Source organism: Paraburkholderia sp. HD33-4, from assembly GCF_021390635.1.
Classification (GTDB): domain Bacteria; phylum Pseudomonadota; class Gammaproteobacteria; order Burkholderiales; family Burkholderiaceae; genus Paraburkholderia.
Genome location: NZ_JAJEJS010000002.1, coordinates 1118888 through 1142170, shown reverse-complemented (window position 1 = coordinate 1142170; position 23283 = coordinate 1118888). Strand labels below are relative to the sequence as shown.

The following is a 23283-nucleotide window of genomic DNA, read 5'->3' as shown; positions in this document are numbered from 1 at the left end:
GATGCGTGTCGCCGTTGACGTGCATCAAACGCGCCGGCGCGAGAGGCCTTACGCTGAAACCGTACGTGAAGCGCAATCGAGGCTCAGCATGCTTAAACGGATCTTGCTCATCGGATTTCTCGCACTGCCTGGATCATTCGTCGTCGTGTCGCTCGCGTGCGTTCATCCTCGCATTCGCGCGAGATTGGCCGAACTCACGTACGCGCCACAGCTGCTGGCGCGCGTGAACCGACGCAATGCGTCGTTCAGACATATCGGGCGTGGAGGCATACGCAACCGCATTTGAGTCAAATGGCGCGGAGGAGACATGACGAAACTCAGAGGGCAATATGGATTACCTGCTGCCATAGCGGCGCTCGTATTCAGCGCGGCGGCGATGCTCGCGGCCATGGGCGAAGAAGCCACGACGCAGGCGCCCCCTGGCCCCCCATTCTCGGGCACCAGCGTCGCGCATGCGAACGCGGTCGTCTTCGCGATCGATAGCGAACGAAACAGCATGACGCTGCTGGAAGACAATGGCGAGCCCGTGGACGTGGTGGTCGACCGGAGTATTGGCGACGTCGGCAAACTGCGGCTCGGCGACGCCGTTGCCGTCACGTTCAACCGCGCCCTGCTGCTGCGCGCCGACAAATCGAACTCGAGCGGGATACGCGAGCGCGTCGACAAAGAATTCACGACCGGTCCGTCGCTCGACGCGTCCCTCGTCTTGCACCGCGTCGAGGCGGTGGTCACGGTCGTGCAGATCGATCGCGGCAAGCATCAGCTGACGTTGCGCGGCCCGACCCGCACGGTGGTGCTGCAGGCGTCGTCCGAGCGCCTGCTCGACGGGCTCGAAGCAGGCGACAGCGTGCGAGTCGACTACGTCGAGGCGACCGCGGTTCAGGTCACGCGAGACGGTGCGCCGGTGCGCTGAGCCGGTCCCGCGATTCCAGCGGAAGAAACGCGACAGCGCTGCAATTTGTCGTTTCCGTGATCGGCGTGAACTATATCGCGGGCGAGGATGAGGTGATTGCCGGCAATAAGGCGATCGTCGGCGCGCTCGCGCTCTATCTCGACTTCCTCAACATCTTCCTGATGCTACTTCGCTTGCTGGGCGACCGTCGCCGATAACCCGGTCGCCTGACGCTCCCCTGCGCACCCATTCCCTCGTTCGGGCATGCGGGCTTGTCCGCCGCATTCGAAATGCCGGAGTTATCCCGCTTCGATATCAGCATTTCACCCTGCACGGCTCAGAAAATTCCGACAACCACGGCCGCAGATCGGACGCGAATGCCAGCGAGGACTGATTGTTGTCGAACGGCCCAACGCCCATTCTTAAGGCATGACCGAAGCACACATCTTCGGGCGCATATCGGGCTAAGCCATCATTCAGAACGCTATTCCGATGGAGCCCGGCGCCGTAGCAACCGTTGGGAGCGAGTCATGAGCCAACATCAAGCAGAAAGCGTGGACCTCGTGTTCATGCGCGATTTGCCGGTCGGTGCCCACCTCGCCTCGCGGCGTCCCGGTTATATGCACCACGGCATTTACATCGGCGACGGTCGCGTGATTCATTACGCTGGTCTTTCCGGCCGATTCTGCGGTGGCCCGGTCGAGGCGATTCCCCTCGAACACTTCTCGGCAGGCTTCAGGATCGAAATCGTCCGTCACCCGGACGCGCCATACACGGGCCGTGAAGTGGCGCGCCGCGCGGCATCACGACTCGGCGAGCGCAACTACAGGGTGCTCACCAACAATTGCGAGCATTTGTGCCAGTGGTGTGTATGCGGGCATGGAAGAAGCTCGCAGGTCGAAGCCTGCATTCGCAATCCTGCCCGGGCCGTGCGCGTGCTGATCACATTCCTGGCTTGCAAGCTCGCCCATGACTGGATGCCGGCCTGGTCAGGACGCCCGTCCTTCGCTTTCCCGCATTGAACAGCCAGGTCGGCAAGCGCAAGCGGCAACCCAGCGACGCGCGCGTTTCCCGCGCCCCGAAGTGCGCGCTCATCCGAAGCACAAAGAACCTACGAAATTGACGTGCATCAAGTCCAAACGTCGGTCCGTGCGGAAAATTTCATCTGCCGGGGTGCAATCGACCCGCATTGTGCTGCCGCCCCGTCCTCCACCAGACAGGGATTCGATGAATGCTGGCCGCCCGCCTTCTCGTCCCCCTCCCGATAGCGAGCGGGGCATACCGCCGCGCCCCGCGCCTTTGGCGCGACGTGCTGCGAGTATTCTGCGAACTGCGCTTGCATCGGACCCTGCAAGGCGTGCGCAGGCAGGCTGGATCGCAGGACTTCTCTGTCTGCTCGTGCTGGTGCTCGTGGTCATACGCGCCAGTTCGCTCGAACGCAGTCTCGCGCTTGCGCGCGCGGCGCGCCCCGGCTGGTTGCTGATCGCCCTCGCCGCGCAGGCGGCGACCTACGTGAGCGCCGCGCTGGTCTGGCGCCAGACGCTGCGGGATTCGGGCTACGTGCTGCCGATGCCCGTGCTGGTCCGGCTTGGCATCGTCAAGCTCTTTACTGATCAGGCTTTGCCGAGCGCCGGGCTCGGCGGCAGCCTGATGGCGATCCGCGGGTTGCTGCGTCGCGGCGTACCGCGTCCGATTGCGCTGACTGCCCTGCTGGCGAGCCTGCTATCGCGCGACATCGCCTTTCTGATCGTGGTATTCACGAGCGCGATGCTTCTTTGGCTGCATCACGCCGCGGGCCGCCCACTTCTGCTCGGGGTCGCGGTGTTCCTGCTGGTGCTGCTGCTCGTGCCGCTGTCGCTGTTCGCGCTACGTCGGTGGAATCGCGATCCGCGGGTTGCCGTCCTCGGCCGATGGCTACATCTGTCGCGCCTGATCGAGTCGTTCAACGACATCCCGCTCGACCGGTTGCTGAGCCACCGCCTGCTCGCCAGCACCGTCACGCTGCAGCTCGCGATCTTTCTGCTCGATGCCGGCACCTTGTGGGTCACGCTGCGCGCGCTCGGCGCGCCGACGCAGGGATGGGTCGCGCTCGCGAGCTTCGCCGTGGCGTCGATGGTAGCGACCATCGGTCCCGTTCCGGTCGGGCTCGGCACCTTCGAGGCGGCGTCGGTCGGCATGTTGAAACTGCTCGGCGTCCCGATCGAAGCGGCGCTCGCCGCAACCCTGCTGCTGCGCGGCTTCACCTTCTGGCTGCCGATGCTGCCAGGCCTCTGGCTCGCTCGTGTCGAGTTGCACGGTGGGCTGCCCACGGCGGCAGTCGAGCCAGAAACCGGCGACACGGCCCCGCCGGCCCCGCCGGCCCCGCGACGACGATATCCTCCGACTGATATGGATCAACCGGCGCCGCGCGATTTCCCGGACGATAGACCGTCGTGACTGCATTGCGTGTACCCGCCGACGCGGCTCGCGAGCGCGCGATGTCGGCCATCGATCTGATCGGTCTCACCGGCTTCGAGTCAGCGTTCCCGCGCGAATTATCTGGCGGCATGCGCCAGCCATGTCAGCACCGAATAGATCTCGTTGACGATCGTCGGCTGCCCTGCGGTTGTGATCGATTCACGGATCTTGCCGACTCCTCCGCCGCTTTCATTGAGCGATATGCGCGTAAAGACGCGCACTGATCGCCGCCATCAGCGCAAGCACGCCGACAAGCACGGCGAAGTCGATTGCCAGCGCGAAGCGAGCCGTCGCGTTGAAACCCGGCAACAACAGGATCCGCAGCGCGTCGACCTGGTAAGTCAACGGATTGAGCGCCGAGATGACCCGCAGCGCTCGCGGCATCATCGAGGTCGGATATATCGCGTTGCTCGCGAAAAAGAGCGGCATCGTCAGCAATTGGCCGACGCCCATGAAACGCTCGCGCGTCTTGACGAGACACGCGACGATCAACGAGAAGCTCGAAAACACGGCCGCGCCGGTCACGACGAAGAGCGCCAATCCAGCGAACGCCGCGAAATCGGTGCGCATGTGCACACCGATCACCGCCGACAGGGCAAGCACGACGATCGCCTGGATCAATGCTCTCACCCCGCCGCCGAGCGCCTTGCCGAGCACGAGCGACACCCGCGGGGCGGGACTCGCGAGAAACTTGTGGACGATGCCGAGGTCGCGCTCCCATATGATCGAAATGCCGTTGAAGATCGCAATGAAAAGCACGCTTTGCGCGAGAATGCCGGGCATCAGGAAGTCAAGATACGGCAGGCCCGCCGTGTCGATGACGCGCGCGCGGCTCATCACCTGCCCGAAGATCAGCAGCCACAGCGCCGGCTGGATTGCGCGCGTGGCGAGTTCAGTCGGATCGTGCCAGAGCTTGCGCACTTCCATATCGGCAATCGCCATCGTCTTGACCGGCACGTCGACCAGCATGGCGAGCCACCCGGGCCGCGCCACGCCAGCCGCGATCCGATGCGGCTTAGCCAAGGCGCCCGGCCGCCTGGCGGGTTCGGGAAGTCTCATCGTAGGCTCCGTGCAGCGGCGAGTCCGCGCTCGTGAAATGTTCGAATACGTCCTCGAATGTCGCGTCGTGACCGACGGCCGCCTTCAGTTCGACCGGCGTGCCCACGACCGCGAGGCGGCCGCGATTCATGATCGCGACGCGATGGCAGAGCTCCTCTGCCTCTTCGAGGTAATGAGTCGTCAGAAGGATCGCACTGCGAAACTGGCCTTGCAGTTGACGAACCTGCTCCCACACGGTCAGCCGGGCCACCGGATCGAGACCGACGGTCGGCTCGTCGAGGAACAGCACGCGGGGCCGATGCAGTGTCGACTGGGCGATCTCGAGTCTGCGTATCATGCCGCCCGAATAGGTCTTGACGAGCTTGCTGCTGAATTCGCTCAAGCCCATGAACGCGAGCGATTCATCGATTCGCCGCGCCCGTTCGGCACGTGGAATGTCGTAGAGCTTCGCGAATACAAGCAGGTTTTCGTAGCCGGTCAGATCGCCGTCGGCCGATAGCGCCTGCGGTACATAGCCGATGATGCGCCGCACCGACGCCGCCTCGCGTACGACATCGAAACCGCCGACGCTCGCAGTACCCGAGGTGGGTGGCAGCAACGTGGTGAGTATCTTGACGACGGTCGACTTGCCCGCGCCATTTCGCCCGAGCAGACCGACGATTTCGCCGGCCGCGACCGACAGGTTGACACTATCGACGGCAGTCAGCGTGCCGAAACGGCGCACAAGCGCGCGCGTTTCGATCACGGGATCAGGTTCGGTCGCCATGGGCTCAAGTCCGTCGGGTTCGTGCGCCGTCGCGCTTATTCGCACGGCGCGACGCGTTGCTCGTCTGGGCGGTCTGCACTGCCCGGAAACGTCGAAATGCATTGCCCCACCAGCCATGCCGTCGTGCCCCATCACGCGGCCCTCAAGGCACGGCAACGATTTCGGCGCACGCGAGCTCGCCGTAAATCCGCTCTATCTGCTGCCGGTCGCACAGGCGGGTGCCCTCCGTGAGGAGCGTCGCCGAAGCGGCCGCCACCGCGTAGCGCAGGGTTTCGTCGAACGCCATGTCGCGATTGAGTGCCCAAACCATGGCGGCGAGAAAGCTGTCTCCCGCGCCGATCGCACTCGACACCGGTACGGCGAATCCGGGCACGCGCAGCGCGCGATCGGCGGTTACGACGAGCGCCCCTTGTTCGCCGAGCGTGAGCGCGACGATCGTCGCGCCACCATCGCGCACGATCTGGCGCGCCGCGTCGAGCCACTGGGCCTCGTCCTCGAGCGCACGGCCCGCCAACGTACAGAGCTCGGCGAGACTCGGCTTCACCATGAAGACCCCGGTCGCCAGTGCTGCGCCAAGCGGCGTACCGGAGGTGTCGAGCACCACGCGGCTGCCATGTTGGTGGGCCATCCGTGCGATGCGCGCGTAGATGTCGTCGGGCACGCCTGGCGGCACGCTGCCGCTCAGCACGAGGTAGCCCGGCGGGTCGGCGCGCTCATCGATGTAGCGCAGGCACGCCTGCCATTCCGCTTCGGCGAGCACGGGACCTGGCAACACGAAGCGGTACTCGCGTCCGGTCGAACTCTCCCGAACCGAGAAGTTCTCCCGGGTTTCGCCGGCGATGCCGATGCAGGTGGCAGGCACGCCCTCGGCTTCTATCATCGCGCTCAGCGTCCTGCCGAGCACGCCGCCCGCCAGATACAGCGCCTCGCAGTCGCCACCGAGCCGGTGCATCACGCGCGCGACGTTGATACCGCCGCCGCCGGGATCTCGCCGCGCCGCGTTGCAGCGAAGCTTGCGCGTGTCGACGATTCTGTCAACCGAGGTCGCCACATCGACCGCGGGGTTCAGTGTCAGGGTCAGGGTTTCGGCCATTGGCGTCTCCGGCGGCACCGGCTGCGGGCAACCGGCTCAGACGCTCGCCGCGCGCGACGCGAGGCCCGCTTCCGCGGCCGCCACCTCGCGCTTGACGGCAATGAAACTGTCCGGACCCACCGACATTGAATCGATCGTGCAGTCGACGAGAAACGCCGCGAACTCCGGGTGATCGCTCGGCGCCTGACCGCACAGGCCCACCTTCGCGCCTGCCCCATGCGCGTCCTTGATCACGCGGCGGATCATCCATTTGACGGCTTCGTCCTGCTCGTCGAACAGTTGCGCCAGCTCCGCCGAGTCGCGATCGACGCCGAGCGTCAGTTGCGTGAGATCGTTGCTGCCGATCGAAAAACCGTCGAAACGCAGCGCGAATTCGCGCGCAAGAATCACGTTCGACGGTATTTCGCACATCATGTACACCTGCAGTCCCGCCTCGCCGCGCCGCAGGCCGTTTTGCGCCATCACATCGAGCACCTGATCGGCTTCGCAAACCGTGCGGCAAAACGGAATCATCACCACGACGTTGCGCAGGCCCATTTCATCGCGCAGCCGCCGGATCGCCCTGCACTCCAGTGCGAAGCCTTCGCGATAGCGCGGCGAGTAGTATCGCGAAGCACCGCGGAATCCCAGCATCGGATTTTCCTCGTGCGGCTCGAAAGCCTGCCCGCCGATCAGATGCGCGTATTCGTTGGTCTTGAAGTCGCTCATGCGGATGATCGCGGGCCGCGGATACTGCACGGCGGCGATGCGGCCAAGTCCTCTTGCAAGCCGGTCCACGAAATACTCCGCCTTGTCCGTATACCCCGCCGTCAGCTCCTCGATGCGCTGCTTGACAGCCGCGTCTCCGAGTTCGTTGAAACGCACCAGCGCCATCGGATGAATCTTGATGTCGTGGCTCACGACGAACTCCATTCGAACGAGACCGACGCCATCAGCCGGCAGGCGCCACCAACGGAACGCGGCCGCCGGATTGGCCAGATTGAGCATCACGTTGGTGCGCGTGCGCGGGATCGAGCGGAAATCGATCTCCTCGACATCGAACGTGGCCGTGCCTTCATAGACGAACCCTTCGTCGCCTTCGGCGCACGAGACGGTCACCTCCTGTTCGTCGTGCAACAGATGCGTGGCATTGCCGGTGCCGACGATCGCCGGCAGCCCCAGCTCGCGGCTCACGATGGCCGCGTGAGAAGTGCGTCCGCCGTGGTCCGTGATGATCGCGGCGGCGCGGCGCATCACCGGCACCCAATCGGGATCGGTCGTAGAAGTCACCAGAACCGCGCCGTCGACGAAGCGGTGCATGTCGCGCGGATGCTCGATCACGCAAACCGCGCCAGCCGCAATCGCTTCGCCTACGCTGACGCCGCTCAGAAGACGGCGACCCTTATCGCGCAGCCGGTAGCTTCTGACTGAACTCGCTTCCCGGCGCGACTGCACGGTTTCGGGACGCGCCTGAACGATGAACATCTCACCGCTCGCGCCGTCTTTCGCCCATTCGATGTCCATCGGCTGCCCGTAGTGAGCCTCGATCGCGCAGGCCGAGCGTGCCAGCGCAAGTATTTCCGTGTCGTCGAGCACGAATGCCGCGCGTTCGGCTTTGGAGGTCGGAACGTTCTTCGTCGGATGCGGGCCGCTTTTCGCGTAGACCATCTTGTGAGCCTTCTCCCCACGCTTCTTGCCGACGATCGGCGAGCACCCCTGCGCCAGCGGCGGCTTGAACACCTCGTACTCGTCCGGGTCGACGGCGCCCTGCACGACATTCTCGCCGAGACCCCAGGCCGCATTGATCAGTACGATCTTGTCAAAACCCGTTTCCGTGTCGATCGAAAACATCACGCCGGCGCCGCCGAGATCTGAGCGAACCATTCGTTGCACGCCGATCGACAGCGCGACCTGCATATGGTCGAAACCCTTCGCCGTTCGATAGACGATGGCCCGGTCGGTAAACAGCGATGCATAGCAGCGCCGGCAAGCATCGAGCAGCGCCCGCTCGCCGCGCACGTTGAGGAAGGTCTCCTGCTGCCCGGCAAAGCTCGCGTCAGGAAGATCTTCGGCAGTGGCGCTCGAACGGACCGCGACGTCGACATCGGCGCCGCCGCCGCCGCGCTCGGCGAGCGTCCGATAGGCGGCGCAGACGGCCCGCGCGAGTTCGGGCGGCCAGTCGCCGTGCACGATGGCTGCGCGGATCGCCTCGCCCGCTTCGGCCAGCGTGAGGCGCCCCTTTTCGAGGTCATCGAGATATGCCGAAATGCGCTCGCGCAGGCCATTGGCGTCGATGAAATGCCAGTAGGCCTGCGCTGTCGTCGCAAAGCCGGGCGGCACCCGCACGCCCCGGCCGTCGAGTTGCGACAACAGTTCGCCAAGCGAAGCGTTCTTCCCTCCGACGCGTGCGACGTCGTCGCGTCGCAAGTCGTCGAACCAGATCACGTGCGCAAGAGCCTGATCCATGATGAGCTCCTTATCCCGGACTAAATGCTGATATAGCCCCGAAAGATCCACGGCAACTGCATGTGTCCCTGCATCGTCGCTCCGTCACCACTTGCGATGCACGTGCCCGAGAACCCCGGGGCGCCATCGGCCGAAAAGACCGGTACGAAAGCGAACTCGTCGTTGACTGTGATCAGAAAATCGCGGTTGTAACGCGACGGCGCGAAGATCGTCACCGAGCGGAAAAACGGCGATGTCTGCAACGGGCGGTCGAGGTCGACCGCACGTGGGTCGGACACGCGCTCCAGATCGAACCGCGCAGGAAGCTCGTATTCGAGGCCACCGCGCTCGACCCGCTCACCGGAGGTGAACACGAGCGTCGCGCCGGGATAAGGAAGAGCGTGTACCGGCTGGGCGGCCGGTCCTTCTGGTCCGAGAATCAGTGGCGGGTATGCCCACATCGAGAGGCACAGTGATGCTGTTTTGTGTGAAAAGTACTCTGCAAGCCAGTTCATGGGATCCTCCACCACGACGTTGTATCGAGCTCCGACGATCGGACGCTCTGCCATGCAGCTGCAGGTCGCATCGCTGCATCCGTTCAGGCTCACTGTAGGCGGCCCGGCGCATCGCTCATTGACTTGGGTCAATCGCGTGCGGTCCGTTGGCGCCACGCGATGCAGGCAACGAAAGCGCATTTCGATTGACGGAGGCATGGCATTCGAGAAATGCGCTGCAGTTTGCCCGTGAAACCGAACCGGTGCGGTGCGCCCGCATCTCAGAAATTCGAGCAGGACGGCTCGGGTGCCGCTGCCTGCACAGCCTCCTTGACCACCATGACCGGACACGGCGCCTCACGTACGAATCGCTCGGCAACGCTGCCGAGAACCGCATGCGGCACGCCGCTGCGTCCGTGGCTTCCCATCACGACGATTTCCGCGCCAATGGATTGGGCATGACGCTGCAGACATGAGGCTATGTCCTCCGACATGCTGTTCGCGTCGACGATTTCCGTTTCGTACGCCACGCCCAGACGCGCCAGTTCCCCGCACGCGGTACCGAGGAGCATGCGCCCGTGGCGGTGTAGCGCTTGATTCATCAGCGACAGGTCGTAGTGGACGGTGAACGGGTAAGCCGGAGCCTTGTCGGCCACATACACAACATGCACCACGCCACCTGCCAGCCTGGCAAGCCGGGCCGCCTCGCCCAATGCAGCGCGCGACGAATTGCTTTCGTCAAACGCCAGAAGAATCCGTGAATACATAGACCGTCCCCACTCCAGCACTTCACGTTGCTGCCTGCTTACGAACCGGACGCAGGCACTCGACCGTGGGAGTCGATTTGCAAGCTAACCGCGACGCGTCAGCTTGCTAACGACCTCGTAGCCGTCGGCGGCGACCTTCCACGTCGTCACGCGCTGCAATGCTTCGAAACGGTGAATGGCGCCGGAGACGGCAGCCTCCTTCTCCTCGCCGCCGTAGCAAACGCGCATGACCTCGCAGTGGTGCGGGAAGCCGCGATGGTCGAGGATCTCCTTGTAAAACACCACTTCGACGCTGGGCGGGTCCGCCGGCGATGCGCTGCGCGAATGGGGGTTGATACGATGAGCACGTTTATTCCTGCCGCTTAGCGCCGACTCGGCCTCGCATCTCGCATCGCAACCGGCCAGCTTGCGATCGACACGTCGTTCAAGATTCTTCGCCATGGCAAGCCCCCGATATTCATGCGGCTCGTCTCAACGAAGCCGCGTTGCGCGCAAAGAGCGCAAGGCGCGCGTAAAGTGCGTGCCGATGTAAGGCAATTTAAACGTCTCACTGAAGGCGCCATTGACGCACGTCAAGCGGAGCAAATCCACGCGCCAGTGCTCTCGCGCACCTGCACCGGTGCGTCCTCAGTACTACCGCAACGATTAATTCAATGTCGCGCCGCGGGCGTAAAAATTGCGGTTAATGTCCGTTCAGGCCGGTAATAGCTGCTATAAAATGAATGAGATTCACATGCTCTTGGCGGCACTCTTCGAACACACGGAGATCGAATGGAACCGTACAAGCATTTGAGCAAACCCACGCACGAGCTATTCCGCCAGGTGGTCGAAGCGGCCCCCAACGCGATGGTCATGGCCGACCGGGACGGCCGGATCGTGCTGGTCAACGCGCAAACAGAAAAGTTGTTCGGATATCTACGGGACGAACTGGTCGGCCATAGCGTCGATATGCTCGTGCCTGAGCGTTTTCGTGCGGCGCATCCCGAGTATCGCCGCATGTTCTACGGCAATCTCAGCAGCAGGCCAATGGGCACCGGCCGCGATCTCTTCGCGCTCAGAAAAGATGGTACCGAAGTCCTTGTGGAGATCGGCCTCAATCCGGTCACCACCTCGGAAGAAGTCTTCGTGCTCGCGGCGATCGTCGATATCACGGAACGCAAACGCGCGGAGCAGGAGCTCATCATACGCACCGAAGAGCTCGCACGTTCCAACCACGATCTCGAGCAATTCGCCTACGTCGCGTCGCACGACCTTCAGGAACCGTTGCGCGCCGTGGCCGGGCCTCTTCAGCTTCTGCAACGCCGCTATCAAGGGCAACTGGATGCCCGCGCGGACGAGTACATCGCGCATGCGGTAGATGGCGCGACGCGCATGCAGAAGCTCATCGAGGATCTGCTGGCGTACTCGCGCGTCGGCAGATCAGGGGCCGTGCAGGAGCTGACCGAATGCACGGCGGCACTCGACCAGGCGCTCAGGAGCCTGAGCGTCGTGCTGCAGGAATCCGACGCACAAATCAATCGCGAGGCGCTTCCCGTCGTCGTCGGCATTCCGACGCAGCTTGCCCTGCTGTTTCAGAACCTGATCGGCAATGCGATCAAATTCCGGCGAGCCGATCAACCGGTGCGCATCGACATCGGCGCCCGTCGTGAAGGCGACGAATGGATCGTGTCGGTCCAGGACAATGGAATCGGTATCGAGTCGCAATACTTCGAACGCATTTTCATGATTTTCCAGCGCCTGCATTCGCGTGCCGAATACCCAGGCACGGGAATCGGCCTCGCGCTATGCAAGCGTATCGTCGAACAGCATGGCGGCCGCATCTGGGTGGAATCTGCGCCAGAGGGCGGATCGACCTTCTTTTTCACGCTGAACGCGAAATTGGATGGCAAAGCTCGAACATAGAATCCACCCGAGGAGTCGCCGATGCTGTCACAGGTCACGAGTAATCCCGTTCACATCCTTCTGGTCGAAGACAGTCCCACTGACGTCTTGATGACGCGCGAGGCCTTCGAGTACTACGAGGTGCAAAATCCTTTGCACGTCGCGCAGGACGGCGCCGAAGCCATGGATTTCCTGCGCCGCAAAGGACGGCATGCCGACGCGCCACGTCCCGGCCTGATCCTTCTCGATCTCAATCTGCCGAAAAAGAGCGGCCGGGAAGTTCTGCAGGAACTGAAAGCCGACCCCGATCTGATGAGCATTCCCGTCGTCGTGCTCACCACGTCGAAATCGGAGGAGGACGTCGCAAGAACGTATGGTCTCCATGCGAATTGCTACGTCACCAAACCGGTCGACTTCACGATGTTTGTCGATGTCCTGCGCCGAATCAACGACTTCTGGTTCAGCGTCGTGACGTTGCCGCCGGGCAGAGCATGAACACGATTGAACACCTGCGGATCCTGCTCGTCGAAGATAGTCCGACTGATGCCTTGCTGATCCGGGAGGCGCTTGTCGATGTCGATGATTTCCAGCACGACCTCGTGCATGCGGGACTGCTTGGGGAGGCGATCTCCTGCTGCGCGGCCACCCGTTTCGACATCGTTCTTCTCGATCTGGGTTTGCCCGACGCACACGGCATCTCCACGTTCAGAATCTTTCACGAGCGGGTCCCGGAGTTGCCCGTGCTGGTATTCACCGGTCTCGACGACAAGGCGGTCGGCCTTCTGGCGATTCAGGACGGAGCCCAGGATTATCTCGTCAAGCGCAACATCGACCCTTCCGAATTGAGCCGCGCGATCCGCTACGCGATCGAACGCCATCGCATCGCGCGTGCGCTCGAGGAAAGCGAAGAGCGGTTTCAGCTTGCCGTAAGCGGCGCGAGCGCGGGCCTATGGGACTGGAATCCGCAATCGGGCACAACCTGGCTTTCGCCCTATTTCAAGAAAATCCTCGGCTATGAGCCAAATGAATTTCCCGACGACTCCAGTGCCGTTCTTGAAGCCATTCATCCGGCTGATCTCGAACGCGTCAACACATGTCTCGCCGCGCATCTCGAACAGATGCGCCCCTACGACGTCGAATATCGCATGCGGACAAAATCCGGCGAGTACTGCTGGGTTCACGCGCGCGGGCAGGCATTGTGGAACCAGTTTGGACAACCCCATCGGATGCTGGGCTGGATCATCGATGTCACGGAACGCCGGCTCGCCGAAGAGGCCCTGCGCGCCTCCCGCGAAGAACTCCAGCGACTGTCGGCCGGCATCGAGCAGGCGCGCGAGAAGGAAAAAACCCGGATCGCGCGCGAATTGCACGACGATTTCGGCCAACAGCTCGTCGCGCTGAAGATCGCGTGCGCGAGGCTGGATACGCCGGTCAAGAGCAGCGATAGCGTGCAAGGGGCGGCCGACCTCGGCAACGTCTACAAGCTGATCGATCAACTCGTGGTGTCCGTGCGGCGCATCGCCACCGAACTGCGGCCCGCGATGCTCGACGATCTGGGCCTGATTCCGGCCCTGGAATGGCTCGTCAACCGGTTTTCGGAGCGGCACGGCGTGCGCGTCGCTCGACACATCGCGGATGACATCGATTTCAACTACGACAGCGCCACCGCGGTGTTCCGGATCGTTCAGGAAGCGCTGACGAATGTCGCTCGACATTCGCAAGCAACGGACCTGGTGTTCGAAATCGTGCGCGAGGAACCGCACTGTATCGTTCGCATTACAGACAACGGCTGTGGCGCCTCGCCGGACCTCCGACCCGCGGCGGACTCGTTCGGTCTGCTGGGAATTCGCGAGCGCGCGTGGGCCCTGCGCGGCGACCTGCAGATCCGCACGGCGCCAGGCCAGGGCTTTGCAATCACGGTGTCGTTGCCGCTCGACGCCATCGAAGCCCGCAGCGCAAGAGACTGACAGACGTCAAACGTCGCGACCAAAACATGCTTTCGAATCGGAATCACCGGCACACGGTTTCCATTGTGCCGCGCCCTTCAGCCAACCTGGAGTATCCGTCGTGCGCAACCTACCCTTGATGCCGAAACCCACATCGGCTGCCAGCTGTGACGACGCCGCGAAAATCTGCTTCCGCTACCGCGGTGGCCGGCGGCATGCCCATCTCTATGACGTGTTGTACCTGGCCGCCGTCGCCGACCGAGCCGGCGGCTCTTGCGCCGCGCCGGTCACATCGGCGTGAAGGCGACCGGGTACTCCAGATGATCCTGCACCGCTTTCACACCCGGCGTGCGTGCGGCGGCGGCGAGAATCGCCTGGCGCTCTTCCTCGGAGCGCACCACACCCCAGCAATGAGCGACGCCCTCCGTGACGATCAGGGCGTCGGCGGCCATCGACCAACGATGTCCATCGAGTTCCTTCTTGATCGCGCTGCGGATCTGCTCGTCCGACGGTTGCGCGTCGAGCTGCGCGGGCGCGCAGCTTGCGAGCGCGCGCACCAGGTTGGACCTGCTGACGATGCCGACGAGCTTGCCTCGGCTCAACACCGGTAACCGCTTGATGTGCCTGCGCCCGAGCAATTGCGCGACGTCGGTAAGCGACGCGGATTCAGCGACGGTGACAGCGGGCGTGCTCATCACGTCACGCACCTGTATCGAGCGTTCTTTCAAATATTCGACCGCGAGCTGACGCGTGGGCGCGAGGAACTCCGCAAGCCACGAGCGACGCGGCGTTTCGGTGCCGGTTTCGACACGCCGGAGCAGATCGCCCTCGCTGACGATGCCGATCACGTTACCCGCGTCGTCGACGACGGGCATGCCGCTGATCCTGTTCTCGACGAGCAGCTTTGCCGCGTCATAGACCGAACTATCCGGTGCGATTGAAACGACCTGGGTCGTCATGATGTCAGAGGCTTGCATGGTGATCTCCCTAGCGGGTGGCGGGTGGTGGCAAGACCGGACAATGTTTCGCTTTCTTCGGCTTGCCGGTGTTGATCGAAATCAAGCGGGCCCTCTCCTCGCGTCCGGCGCAGAAGCGGAACTCCCGGACGCGCAGCCACTGCCACACCTGCGCGGCTTCCCGTTCCACTCCCCCGAGCCTTTCGCGCAGCGCGGCGTCGGTGTCCACGCGTTGTGCCGACGGAGCGCTCAGCAAGCGTCGTGCGAGCGCGGCTTCTTCGTTGAGCAAACCGAACAGCGCGGCCAGATGGTCCTCTCGCGATCTCTGCTGTTCGCCAAGAAGACAGAGCGCGGAAAATGCGTGGCCGGCACGGCATCGAAACCGCAACATCCGTCGATCGGGCAATTCGAATAGCGCGCTCGAACAGTCGGGACAGTTCAGGCCCGACGGCGCGCTCATGCGCTCGAAGCGCGACCAGTCCGCAGCGTCGAGGATGCCTTCCGCGATGCGTGTCTCGATCCGGATCAGCTCGTCGTGGTCACCAGGCTCGGGCTTGTCCGGATCGTCGTTGGCAAGATTCACGATCAGGTCCGCCATCTCCCCCAGCTTGCAGCAGCGATCGACGCAGACATGGGCAAGTGCGCTTCGCGGCATCGACGGCGCGAGCGCTTCCGATGGCTCCTGCACCACCGCGAGTCCACCGCGATCCTTGATGGCCATCAATCCGGCCGTGCCATCGTCGAGATGTCCGGTCAGCACCACGCCGACGACGGCCGGGCCGTACTCGTTGGCGGCGGAGCGAAACAGGGGGTCTACCGCGGGACGGCAGTGATTTTCCCGGGGCCCCTGCGACAGGCGGACATAGCCTTGCCGGACGAGCATATGGTGATCGGGAGGAGCGACATAAATGCGCCCGGGCTCAAAGAACTCGAGGTCCCGCGGCTGGGCCACCGGCAGGCGTCCCGCCTTGCCCAGAATGACCGGCAACATGCCCGGGCTCGTGGCGCCGATGTGCAAGACAATGAATATCGGCGCCGGGAAGCTGGCGGGCAACTGACTGACCAGTTGTCGTAACGCATCGATTCCGCCGTGTGATGCGCCTATCACAAAGATCCGGCCGCTCATGATTAGCCTTTTGTTCGTGTACAGGCCCATGATCGATGTGTGACGCCAGACCATCGTTGATTTGCATCAAGCCGGCAAGGATCACGCTCATGCCGGTGTACCGCGCAGTGAAGAGGTCACACTTGCGCCGCGATGCAGCGGTAAATTACCGGCCAAACGCAACGTTGAACGCCGCCGCGAATTCGTCGAGACGCGCGAGATCGAGCCCGCCGATACCGCCGGCGGCCTCCCTGCCGTTGCCGCCGAATTGCCGGCACAGGGCGTCGGCGCCTCGTGGACAGTCCAGCGGAGCCCGGATGCTCGCCACGTATCGGCCGTCGCCGCGGCTCGTCAGCACCGCGTGCGCTCGCGCCGGATCGCGTCGCGCGACCAGATTGGCGAATTCGCCCCGCACGCGCCGCGCCCACGCCGCGTCGGGAAGAATGTGCACCGTTCCATTCGCGAGCCGCCGGATCGTCGCAAGGCCCAAGGCCAGCTCGAGGTCTTCCGTTCGTCGCGCCTGGAGCTGGGGCAGGATGCGGGTCGAAGCAATGAATTCCAACGGGTTCTGGAAGGGTTGAATGGCGCGATACATCTCGACTGGATCGACGGCAAGATCGGCGACGCTGTCTCCGTAGGCGTTGTAGTTGATCGCTTCGCCAAGTTCGCGCAGTTTTTGCTCGTCGGACCAGATCGTCGCGCACGCAATGGCGGCCCGATGCGCCGCCGGATGCAGGTTGTCGCCATAGGCTGCGACCACCGCCCATGGCGTGTACCGGCCTTGCAGATGGCGATCCACGATCAGTGCCGTACACATGTCTGGCGACGTATCGATATGGGTCGTCAGCAGCGCGTGCGTGGGGATTGGGCCGGGGAAATGATGATCGAAATAGTCGATCGCCACACCGCGATCGAGCAACGCGATCAGCGAATCACGGTTCGAATCGAGCGAAATATCGAGCACGGTGACGCTATCGCCTGGTTGTGCGTTCGCTCGACGCAACAACATGACGTCGCGTTTTGCGCCCGTAATCGGGATCGCGTCGACAGGCTCGGCGAGCCGCAACTGATGCAGCGCGCAAATGCCGTCGGCATCGCCATTGAAAACGTCGAATCGGTTCATCGGCTGCTCCATTTCATATGGAAACGTACCGCCGTTCTCACCCGCTTGACGTGGATCAACGCGGCGGCGCCCCCCGACCGTAAGGTAAGCCATTAGCTGGCCTGGAGACGCAGATGGCAAGCGCAAAGAAATCCTCGACGCGCGGTGCGATTGACGACGCCGGCGCCAGCACGCGCTCTGCGCTGCCGCCGCGCGTGCGCCGCCTCGTCGAGAACCCGACCTATCTGCAAGCGGACGAAGACCTCGCGTTCCTACGCAGACCGGAAATGTGTGGCATCCGGCTGCAACTCGACTACTGGAAGACCGAGGAAACGCTGCAACTTCGCGACATCCGTCACACGATCGTCGTGTACGGCAGTACCCGCATTCCGGCGCCCGACATCGCGCGACGGCGGCTTCGCGAGGCGCGGCGCGCACTGCGCGAGCAGCCCGACGCGCGGAACAATCAGCAGGCGGTGCGAGCCGCGACGCATCGGCTCGAACTCAGCCGCTATTATGAGGTTGCCCGCGAACTGGGCCGCATCGTCGGCGACGCGCGCGGTAGCGGCGCACTGGCGTCGCTCGCGATCGTGACGGGCGGCGGCCCCGGCATCATGGAAGCGGCGAATCGCGGCGCGCACGAGCGCGCCGCCCCGAGCATCGGCCTGAACATCGCGTTGCCGCACGAACAGCAGCCGAATCCCTACATCACGCCCAACCTGTGTTTCAGGCTCCACTACTTTGCGATCCGCAAGCTGCATTTGCTCGAGCGCGCGCAGGCAGCCATTTTTTTTCCCGGCGGATTCGGCACTTGCGACGAACTGTTCGAGGTGTTGACGCTGCTGCAAACGAGGAAGATCAGGGCGCTGCCCGTGGTGCTCGTCGGCGAGCCGTACTGGCGGCGCGCGATCGATATCGACTTCATGGTGAGCGAAGGCATGATCTCCGCGGAGGATGCTGAACTGTTCGTCTTTCGCGAAACTGCTGAGGACATCTGGTCCGCGATCGTCGACTGGCACGCAAACCATCGATCGGATCAGTGAAATCGCGTCACGACGCGTTTGACTGAAGTCAAACGGGAAGCGCCCACCCGCAGGTATGTTCAAGTCGATGCATCGATACGCGAGGGAACGCATCGCCCCCAACATCGAAGGAGTCGACCATGCCTGACACGCAACTACTGACTTATGAACCCGCACCGGGTCGAGTGCCGGCGCGCCCGCGAGGGGAAGCTCCCGCTTCGATCGAATTGCCCTTGCCCGATATGAGTTCGGGCGCACCTCTGTTGAAAGCGCTTTCGTTGCGTGCGACCACGCGCGAATTTTCCACGGCGGATCTGCCGCTCGCCACGCTCGGCGCGCTGCTATGGGCCGCCGACGGTGTCAATCGTCCGGCCACCGGGGGCCGCACGGCGCCATCCGCGAATGCCGTCAATGAAATCGACCTTTACGCGGTTCTGCCCAATGGCGTCTATCGCTACGACTCTGCGTCGCACCGGCTCGTGCTCAAGCATGCGACCGACGCGCGCAATCTGACCGGCTACCAGGACTTCGTCGGCGAGGCACCGCTCGACCTCGTGTATGTGGTCAACACGGCGCGTCTGCTGCAGATGCCCGTGCAGCAACGCGATATCTTCTCCTCCGTCGCGGTGGGGGCCATGGCGCAAAACGTCGCGCTGTACTGTGCATCCGAGGGGCTCGGCAACGTGGTGCGCGGCTGGATCAACCACCGCCTGCTCTCCGACTCGCTCAGGTTGAACGAAGACGAATTGCCGATTCTCGCGCAGACCGTTGGCGCACTCGGTACGAAGCTCAGCTCTCTCGCGGATTGAAGCGATGGAGTTGGCGCAAAGCGGCGCCGGAACAATCGTGCTCAGGAAAAGAAAAAGAAAGAAGGCGCGCCCGGGTTGCGGCGCGCCTCGCTTCAGGCCAGCTTGCTGGCTTCTAGTTGATGGTCAGGCGCTTGTGATCGCCCGACGCCTTTTTCGGCAGGCTCAACGACAGCACACCGTCCTTGTATTCGGCCTTTGCGTTCGCCTCGTCGACCTCGCCGCCGAGCGAGAACGAGCGGCTGAACGTGCCGGAGTAACGCTCGCGCCGAATCACGCGCTCGCCCTCCTTTTCCTCCTTGTTGCGCTCGACCTTGGCGTTGATCGAAACGACGCGCCCGTCGATCTGAACGTCGATATCCTTCTTGTCGACGCCCGGCAACTCGGCTTTCACCGAATAGGCTCCGTCGGTTTCCGTCACGTCGATCTTCATCGATGCGAGTTCGTTGTCCTGAGTCGTCAGCGCCGAGCGCATCGGCCGGAAAAATCCCTGGAACAGATCCGAAACAGGATCCGACGAAAACGGATCAAAACGCGTCAGATTGCTCATTGCCTCTCTCCTTCAGATAAGCAGGCCCTGTAATGGCCCAATTGACCGACTGCGATCCGGCCTGCAATGTCGCCGGATTGCGCAAGGCGCGCGCTGAATCGGATGCCGCCGCCTCGCGCATTCACGATGGTCCGCACCGTGAAACAGTACCTTCAGCGTAATCGCGCACGGCCTCGCGGCGTTGATCCACGTCAAGCGAGGTCCCGGACACGGGCTGGCCTTCGATCGCCTTTTGCAGCAGGTCGTGGTCCAGCACCTCGCGCTCCAGCAACAGGTGGGCGATCCGCTCGAGCGGCGCGCGCTGTGCGCGAAGCGTTGCGCTGACCCGCTGATGGGCAGCGTTCAGCACGCCGCGAATTTCCTCATCGATGAGCCGCGCGGTATCCTCGCTGCACGGCGCGGCGCGCCAAGGCTCGAACGCCCGCAACCCGGTCGGATCGACCGCTTCGCCGAGCGTCGCGAGACCGATGCGCTCGCTCATGCCGTAGCGCGTGACCATATGACGCGCCATCGCGGTCGCGCGATCGAGGTCGTTTTCCGCGCCCGTCGAGACGTCGCCGAACACAAGTTCCTCCGCGACCCGTCCACCCAGCAGCACATCGAGCCTGTCGAGCAGTTCGCTTTGCCGCAGCAGGTAGCGGTCTTCGGTCGGCACCTGCTGCGTGTAGCCGAGCGCCGCCACGCCGCGCGGGATGATCGACACTTTCTTCACCGGATCGCTGTGCTTGCGGTTGTATGCGACGAGCGCGTGCCCCGCTTCGTGCCAGGCGATCGTCACCTTTTCCTGCGCGTTCATCACCCGGCTCTTGCGCTCCATGCCGGCCATCGCGCGGTCGATCGCCTCGTCGAAGTCCGACATGTCGACGGCCTCCTTGTCGGCCTCGGCGGCGTGCAAAGCGGCTTCGTTGACGACATTCGCGAGATCGGCTCCGACGAAGCCCGGGGTGCGCGACGCGATCTCCCCCAGGTCGACCTGCGGCGCCAGCGTCACGTGCCGCGTATGGACCGCGAGGATCTGCCGTCTGCCGTTCAGATCGGGCCGGTCGATCGCGATGTGCCGGTCGAAGCGGCCGGGGCGCAGCAGCGCCGGATCAAGCGTCTCGGGCCGGTTGGTCGCCGCCATGATGATCACGCCCGAGTTGGATCGGAACCCGTCCATCTCGATGAGCAACTGGTTGAGCGTCTGCTCGCGTTCGTCGTTGCCCGACGTGATGCCGGCTCCGCGCACCTTGCCAAGCGCATCGAGCTCGTCGATGAACACGATGCACGGCGCCTCGGCCTGCGCCTGCTCGAACAGATCGCGCACGCGCGCCGCGCCCACGCCGACGAACATCTCGACGAACGCCGCACCGCTGACCGAGTAGAACGGCACGCCCGCTTCACCGGCGACGGCTTTCGCGAGCAGCGTCTTGCCAGTGCCAGGCGCGCCGACGATCAGCACCCCTTTCGGTATCTTGCCGCCCAGCTTGCGATAGCGATCCGCGTCGCGCAGGAAGGCGACGATCTGCTTGAGTTCGGCTTTCGCCTCGTCGATCCCGGCGATGTCGTCGAAGCTGATGCCGGTGTCCTCCTGCATCAGCACATGCGGGTTGCCGCGGCCGATCTTCGTGTACTCCTGGAGGCCACCGACGCGCCGGAACATGAAATGCCAGACCAACAGCATCAACAACAGCGGCGCACCCCATGACAGCAGCAAAGCCGGCCACCCGCTGTCGCCGCCGCCCGTATAACGGATGCCCGCGGCGGCGAGCGTCTGCGCGAGCCCGTCGTCGGCGACGCGAACGGTGGAGAAATCCCACGGCCCGGCGCTTTCCTTCCTGATACCGGCTACGGCGGACGCTGGCAGCCACGCGGCGGCGCCCGGCATCCTGAGCGTGCCGGTGATGCGCGTCGGCGTCACGACGAGGTCCTGCACCTGCCTCTCTGCGACCAGCTGCAGGAAATCGCTGTATGCGACGTCAACGGTCGCCACCTGCGAAGCCAGCAACCGCAGTGCGAAGACAAGGCCGACAAACAGCATTACCGCCGCGCTGGTCAGGTCGAGCCATGGCGAGGGTTTGTGGCGCGGACGGCGCCATTCGGCGCGATCCTCTTTCATCGCTCCTCCCGATCTGTCAACTTTCGACAGGTCCAGCATCGCCGATGGCGAAAAGTACCGTTTGACAAGGATCAAGCGCCTGCAATCACGCAAGAAAGCCGCGCGGATTCGTTACGCCGCCGCGCCTCGTTGATACAGATCAACCCGTTCGCGATACCCGATGACTTAAATGAGTAGACGATCCCGGCTCGTGCGCGACGCGGACGCCGGCCGTCCCACCACGCGGAGGTCAACCGTGTCGAATGAGACGCTCGTGTTTCACCATGACGCCCGGCAATTGCTGCTCAACGGCGTCAATGCACTCGCCGAGGCCGTCAAGGTCACGCTTGGGCCCGGAGGCCGCAACGTGATCGTCGAGCGGCCTTCAGGCGTGCCGTTGGTCGCGAATTCCGGCGTAATCGTCGCGGGCTCGGTCGACCTGACGGATCCCTACGCGGAAATGGGCGCACAACTCTTGCGCGAGGTGGCCACACGCACGAGCGAGGTGGCCGGCGACGGCACCACCACCGCGACCACGCTCGCGCAGGCCATCGTCGTCGAAGGTAACAAGTGCGTGGCCGCCGGCTACGATCCGATGGCGCTCAAGTGCGCGATCGAAGACGCGGGAAAACGGGTCGTCGAGGAACTGCGCCGGCTCGCGCGTCCGTGCGCATCGGCCGATGAAATGCGCCAGATCGCGACCATCTCCGCGAGCGGCGATGCCAGCATCGGAGCGCTGGTGGCCCAGGCGGTCGAACGCGTCGGCAATGAAGGCGCGATCAGCATCGAGGACGGCTCCAAACTCGACGACGAGCTGGAGACGGTCGACGGCTCGCTTCTCGATCGCGGTTTCGTGTCGCCACTGTTCGTCGACGAGGATCGCCGCGACGTCGTGCTCGACGAGCCTCGCGTCCTGCTATGCGATCTGACCGTGTCGTCGGTCGCGCAATTGCTGCCGGTACTCGAAGCGGTGATGGCGACCGGCAAACCGCTATTCGTCATCGCGAACGAGATCGAAGGCGAGGCGCTCGCCACGCTCGTCGTCAATCATCTGCGCGGCACGTTCAGGTCTTGCGCGATCCGCTCACCCGGCTTCGGCGAGAGCCGCTCCGAACAACTGGCGGACCTCGCGGCGCTCACGGGCGCCACGGTCATCTCGCCGAAGACCGGCCGCACGCTCGAAAACGCCACGCTGGACGATCTGGGTGCCGCGCGGCGCATCGAGGTATCGCGCGACACGACGACGATCGTCGCCGGGCACGGCGATCATGCGCGCATTGCGGAGCGGATCGCGGGCCTGAAAAAGCGTATCGACAGCGGGACCGACCCGCACGAACGAGAGGCGCTGAACCGGCGCCTCGCGAAGCTCGCGGGAGGCGTCGCCGTGATCCGCGTCGGCGCTGCGACGGAGACCGCGCTGCGCGAGCGCAAGAACCGTTTCGAGGATGCGCTGCATTCGACGCGCGCCGCCGTCGAGGAAGGCTTCGTGCCCGGCGGCGGCGTTGCGCTGCTACGCGCGCGCCGCGTGCTGGAGCAATATGGCGAAACGCAAACCCATAAGATCGGGGCAAGGATCGTGCACGATGCGCTCGCCGCGCCGTTGCGGCAAATCGCACAAAATGCCGGCGCGGACGCGCAGGCCGTCGTGCATGCGGTTGCAGCGGCCGACGGTGCCTTTGGCTATGACGCCGCGCGCGGCGAATACGGTGACATGATCGGGCGGGGCATCGTCGATCCGGTCAAGGTTGCGCGCACCGCGCTGCAAAACGCGATCTCCGTCGCGTCGCTGCTGCTCACGACGGACTGCATGATCGTGCGCCCCGCGGCGGAACGCAACTACGGCGCGGGCCGTGGCGCCTCGCGCCCCGAGTTCGGTTGAGCGCGGC

The 23283-nt window shown here is 64.0% G+C and carries 21 protein-coding genes and 2 pseudogenes; 11 read left to right on the top strand and 12 right to left on the bottom strand.

Annotation, left to right across the window (positions count from 1 at the left end; genetic code table 11):
- Positions 1-307 precede the first annotated feature (307 nt).
- From L0U84_RS25000 to L0U84_RS44240, 5 genes and pseudogenes are all read left to right on the top strand, one after another.
- The gene (locus L0U84_RS25000) at positions 308-913 is read left to right on the top strand and encodes a hypothetical protein (RefSeq protein WP_233853652.1); all 606 of its coding nucleotides are present in this window, start codon (positions 308-310) and stop codon (positions 911-913) included.
- A 65-nt stretch (positions 914-978) separates the two neighbouring features.
- Positions 979-1110, top strand: coding sequence for a hypothetical protein (locus tag L0U84_RS43840; RefSeq protein ID WP_267939958.1), 132 nt, complete (start codon positions 979-981; stop codon positions 1108-1110).
- Between the two features lie 312 nt (positions 1111-1422).
- On the top strand, positions 1423-1914 hold the full coding sequence (locus tag L0U84_RS24995; RefSeq protein ID WP_233853651.1) for a lecithin retinol acyltransferase family protein: 492 nt from the start codon (positions 1423-1425) through the stop codon (positions 1912-1914).
- Positions 1862-3328 carry a lysylphosphatidylglycerol synthase transmembrane domain-containing protein gene (locus L0U84_RS24990; RefSeq protein ID WP_326491201.1) on the top strand — a complete coding sequence of 489 codons (1467 nt, stop codon included), beginning with the start codon at positions 1862-1864 and terminating at the stop codon, positions 3326-3328. The genes L0U84_RS24995 and L0U84_RS24990 overlap by 53 nt, the downstream gene beginning before the upstream one ends.
- Before the next feature lie 2 nt (positions 3329-3330).
- A pseudogene (locus L0U84_RS44240) lies at positions 3331-3489 on the top strand (nitrate ABC transporter ATP-binding protein); the annotation flags it as partial.
- Positions 3490-3538: 49 nt separating this feature from the next.
- Here the strand turns inward: L0U84_RS44240 and L0U84_RS24980 are convergent.
- The 7 genes from L0U84_RS24980 to L0U84_RS24950 all read right to left on the bottom strand — a co-directional run bounded on the left by L0U84_RS24980 (position 3539) and on the right by L0U84_RS24950 (position 10393).
- Positions 3539-4408: an ABC transporter permease gene (locus L0U84_RS24980; protein ID WP_233853649.1), complete on the bottom strand. Its 870-nt coding sequence runs from the start codon at positions 4406-4408 to the stop codon at positions 3539-3541.
- Positions 4365-5174, bottom strand: coding sequence for an ATP-binding cassette domain-containing protein (locus L0U84_RS24975; protein WP_233853645.1), 810 nt, complete (start codon positions 5172-5174; stop codon positions 4365-4367). Before L0U84_RS24975 ends, L0U84_RS24980 begins: the two co-directional genes overlap by 44 nt.
- Before the next feature lie 142 nt (positions 5175-5316).
- A complete protein-coding gene (locus L0U84_RS24970; RefSeq protein ID WP_233853643.1) occupies positions 5317-6267 on the bottom strand; it encodes a 1-phosphofructokinase family hexose kinase in 951 nt (316 codons plus the stop codon).
- Between the two features lie 36 nt (positions 6268-6303).
- Positions 6304-8712: a phosphoenolpyruvate synthase gene (gene ppsA, locus L0U84_RS24965; protein WP_233853641.1), complete on the bottom strand. Its 2409-nt coding sequence runs from the start codon at positions 8710-8712 to the stop codon at positions 6304-6306.
- A gap of 20 nt (positions 8713-8732) precedes the next feature.
- The gene (locus L0U84_RS24960) at positions 8733-9206 is read right to left on the bottom strand and encodes a hypothetical protein (protein WP_233853640.1); all 474 of its coding nucleotides are present in this window, start codon (positions 9204-9206) and stop codon (positions 8733-8735) included.
- A gap of 260 nt (positions 9207-9466) precedes the next feature.
- The gene (locus L0U84_RS24955; RefSeq protein WP_233853639.1) at positions 9467-9952 is read right to left on the bottom strand and encodes a universal stress protein; all 486 of its coding nucleotides are present in this window, start codon (positions 9950-9952) and stop codon (positions 9467-9469) included.
- An 84-nt stretch (positions 9953-10036) separates the two neighbouring features.
- The gene (locus tag L0U84_RS24950; protein ID WP_233853638.1) at positions 10037-10393 is read right to left on the bottom strand and encodes a hypothetical protein; all 357 of its coding nucleotides are present in this window, start codon (positions 10391-10393) and stop codon (positions 10037-10039) included.
- Between the two features lie 366 nt (positions 10394-10759).
- Between L0U84_RS24950 and L0U84_RS24945 the strand changes: the two are divergent.
- The 3 genes and pseudogenes from L0U84_RS24945 to L0U84_RS24935 form a co-directional block, all read left to right on the top strand.
- Positions 10760-11854, top strand: a pseudogene (locus L0U84_RS24945) (sensor histidine kinase); the annotation flags it as partial.
- Positions 11855-11875: 21 nt separating this feature from the next.
- Entirely contained in the window at positions 11876-12328 is a 453-nt protein-coding gene (locus tag L0U84_RS24940) for a response regulator (RefSeq protein WP_233853637.1), read from the top strand.
- Positions 12325-13800 (top strand): hybrid sensor histidine kinase/response regulator, encoded by a 1476-nt coding sequence (locus L0U84_RS24935; RefSeq protein ID WP_233853636.1) that lies wholly within the window; start codon positions 12325-12327, stop codon positions 13798-13800. Before L0U84_RS24940 ends, L0U84_RS24935 begins: the two co-directional genes overlap by 4 nt.
- Before the next feature lie 266 nt (positions 13801-14066).
- On the opposite strand, the gene L0U84_RS24930 is transcribed toward L0U84_RS24935, so the two are convergent.
- The 3 genes from L0U84_RS24930 to L0U84_RS24920 all read right to left on the bottom strand — a co-directional run bounded on the left by L0U84_RS24930 (position 14067) and on the right by L0U84_RS24920 (position 16963).
- Positions 14067-14756 (bottom strand): CBS domain-containing protein, encoded by a 690-nt coding sequence (locus tag L0U84_RS24930; RefSeq protein ID WP_233853633.1) that lies wholly within the window; start codon positions 14754-14756, stop codon positions 14067-14069.
- A 10-nt stretch (positions 14757-14766) separates the two neighbouring features.
- Positions 14767-15915 (bottom strand): chemotaxis protein CheB, encoded by a 1149-nt coding sequence (locus L0U84_RS24925; protein ID WP_233853632.1) that lies wholly within the window; start codon positions 15913-15915, stop codon positions 14767-14769.
- Positions 15916-16006: 91 nt separating this feature from the next.
- Positions 16007-16963, bottom strand: coding sequence for an acetyltransferase (locus L0U84_RS24920; protein ID WP_233853631.1), 957 nt, complete (start codon positions 16961-16963; stop codon positions 16007-16009).
- A gap of 113 nt (positions 16964-17076) precedes the next feature.
- Here L0U84_RS24920 and L0U84_RS24915 point away from each other — a divergent pair, with 113 nt between their 5' ends.
- Together L0U84_RS24915 and L0U84_RS24910 are read left to right on the top strand one after the other, a co-directional pair.
- On the top strand, positions 17077-17985 hold the full coding sequence (locus tag L0U84_RS24915) for an LOG family protein (protein WP_233853629.1): 909 nt from the start codon (positions 17077-17079) through the stop codon (positions 17983-17985).
- A gap of 119 nt (positions 17986-18104) precedes the next feature.
- Positions 18105-18773, top strand: coding sequence for a nitroreductase family protein (locus L0U84_RS24910; protein WP_233853627.1), 669 nt, complete (start codon positions 18105-18107; stop codon positions 18771-18773).
- A 112-nt stretch (positions 18774-18885) separates the two neighbouring features.
- Here the strand turns inward: L0U84_RS24910 and L0U84_RS24905 are convergent, their stop codons facing one another.
- The gene (locus L0U84_RS24905) at positions 18886-19320 is read right to left on the bottom strand and encodes an Hsp20/alpha crystallin family protein (protein ID WP_233853624.1); all 435 of its coding nucleotides are present in this window, start codon (positions 19318-19320) and stop codon (positions 18886-18888) included.
- A gap of 121 nt (positions 19321-19441) precedes the next feature.
- Complete coding sequence (gene ftsH / locus L0U84_RS24900; RefSeq protein ID WP_233856785.1) at positions 19442-21340, bottom strand: ATP-dependent zinc metalloprotease FtsH; 1899 nt, start codon at positions 21338-21340, stop codon at positions 19442-19444.
- 313 nt (positions 21341-21653) lie between these two features.
- Here ftsH and groL point away from each other — a divergent pair, with 313 nt between their 5' ends.
- Positions 21654-23276 (top strand): chaperonin GroEL, encoded by a 1623-nt coding sequence (gene groL, locus L0U84_RS24895; protein ID WP_233856776.1) that lies wholly within the window; start codon positions 21654-21656, stop codon positions 23274-23276.
- Positions 23277-23283 lie beyond the last annotated feature (7 nt).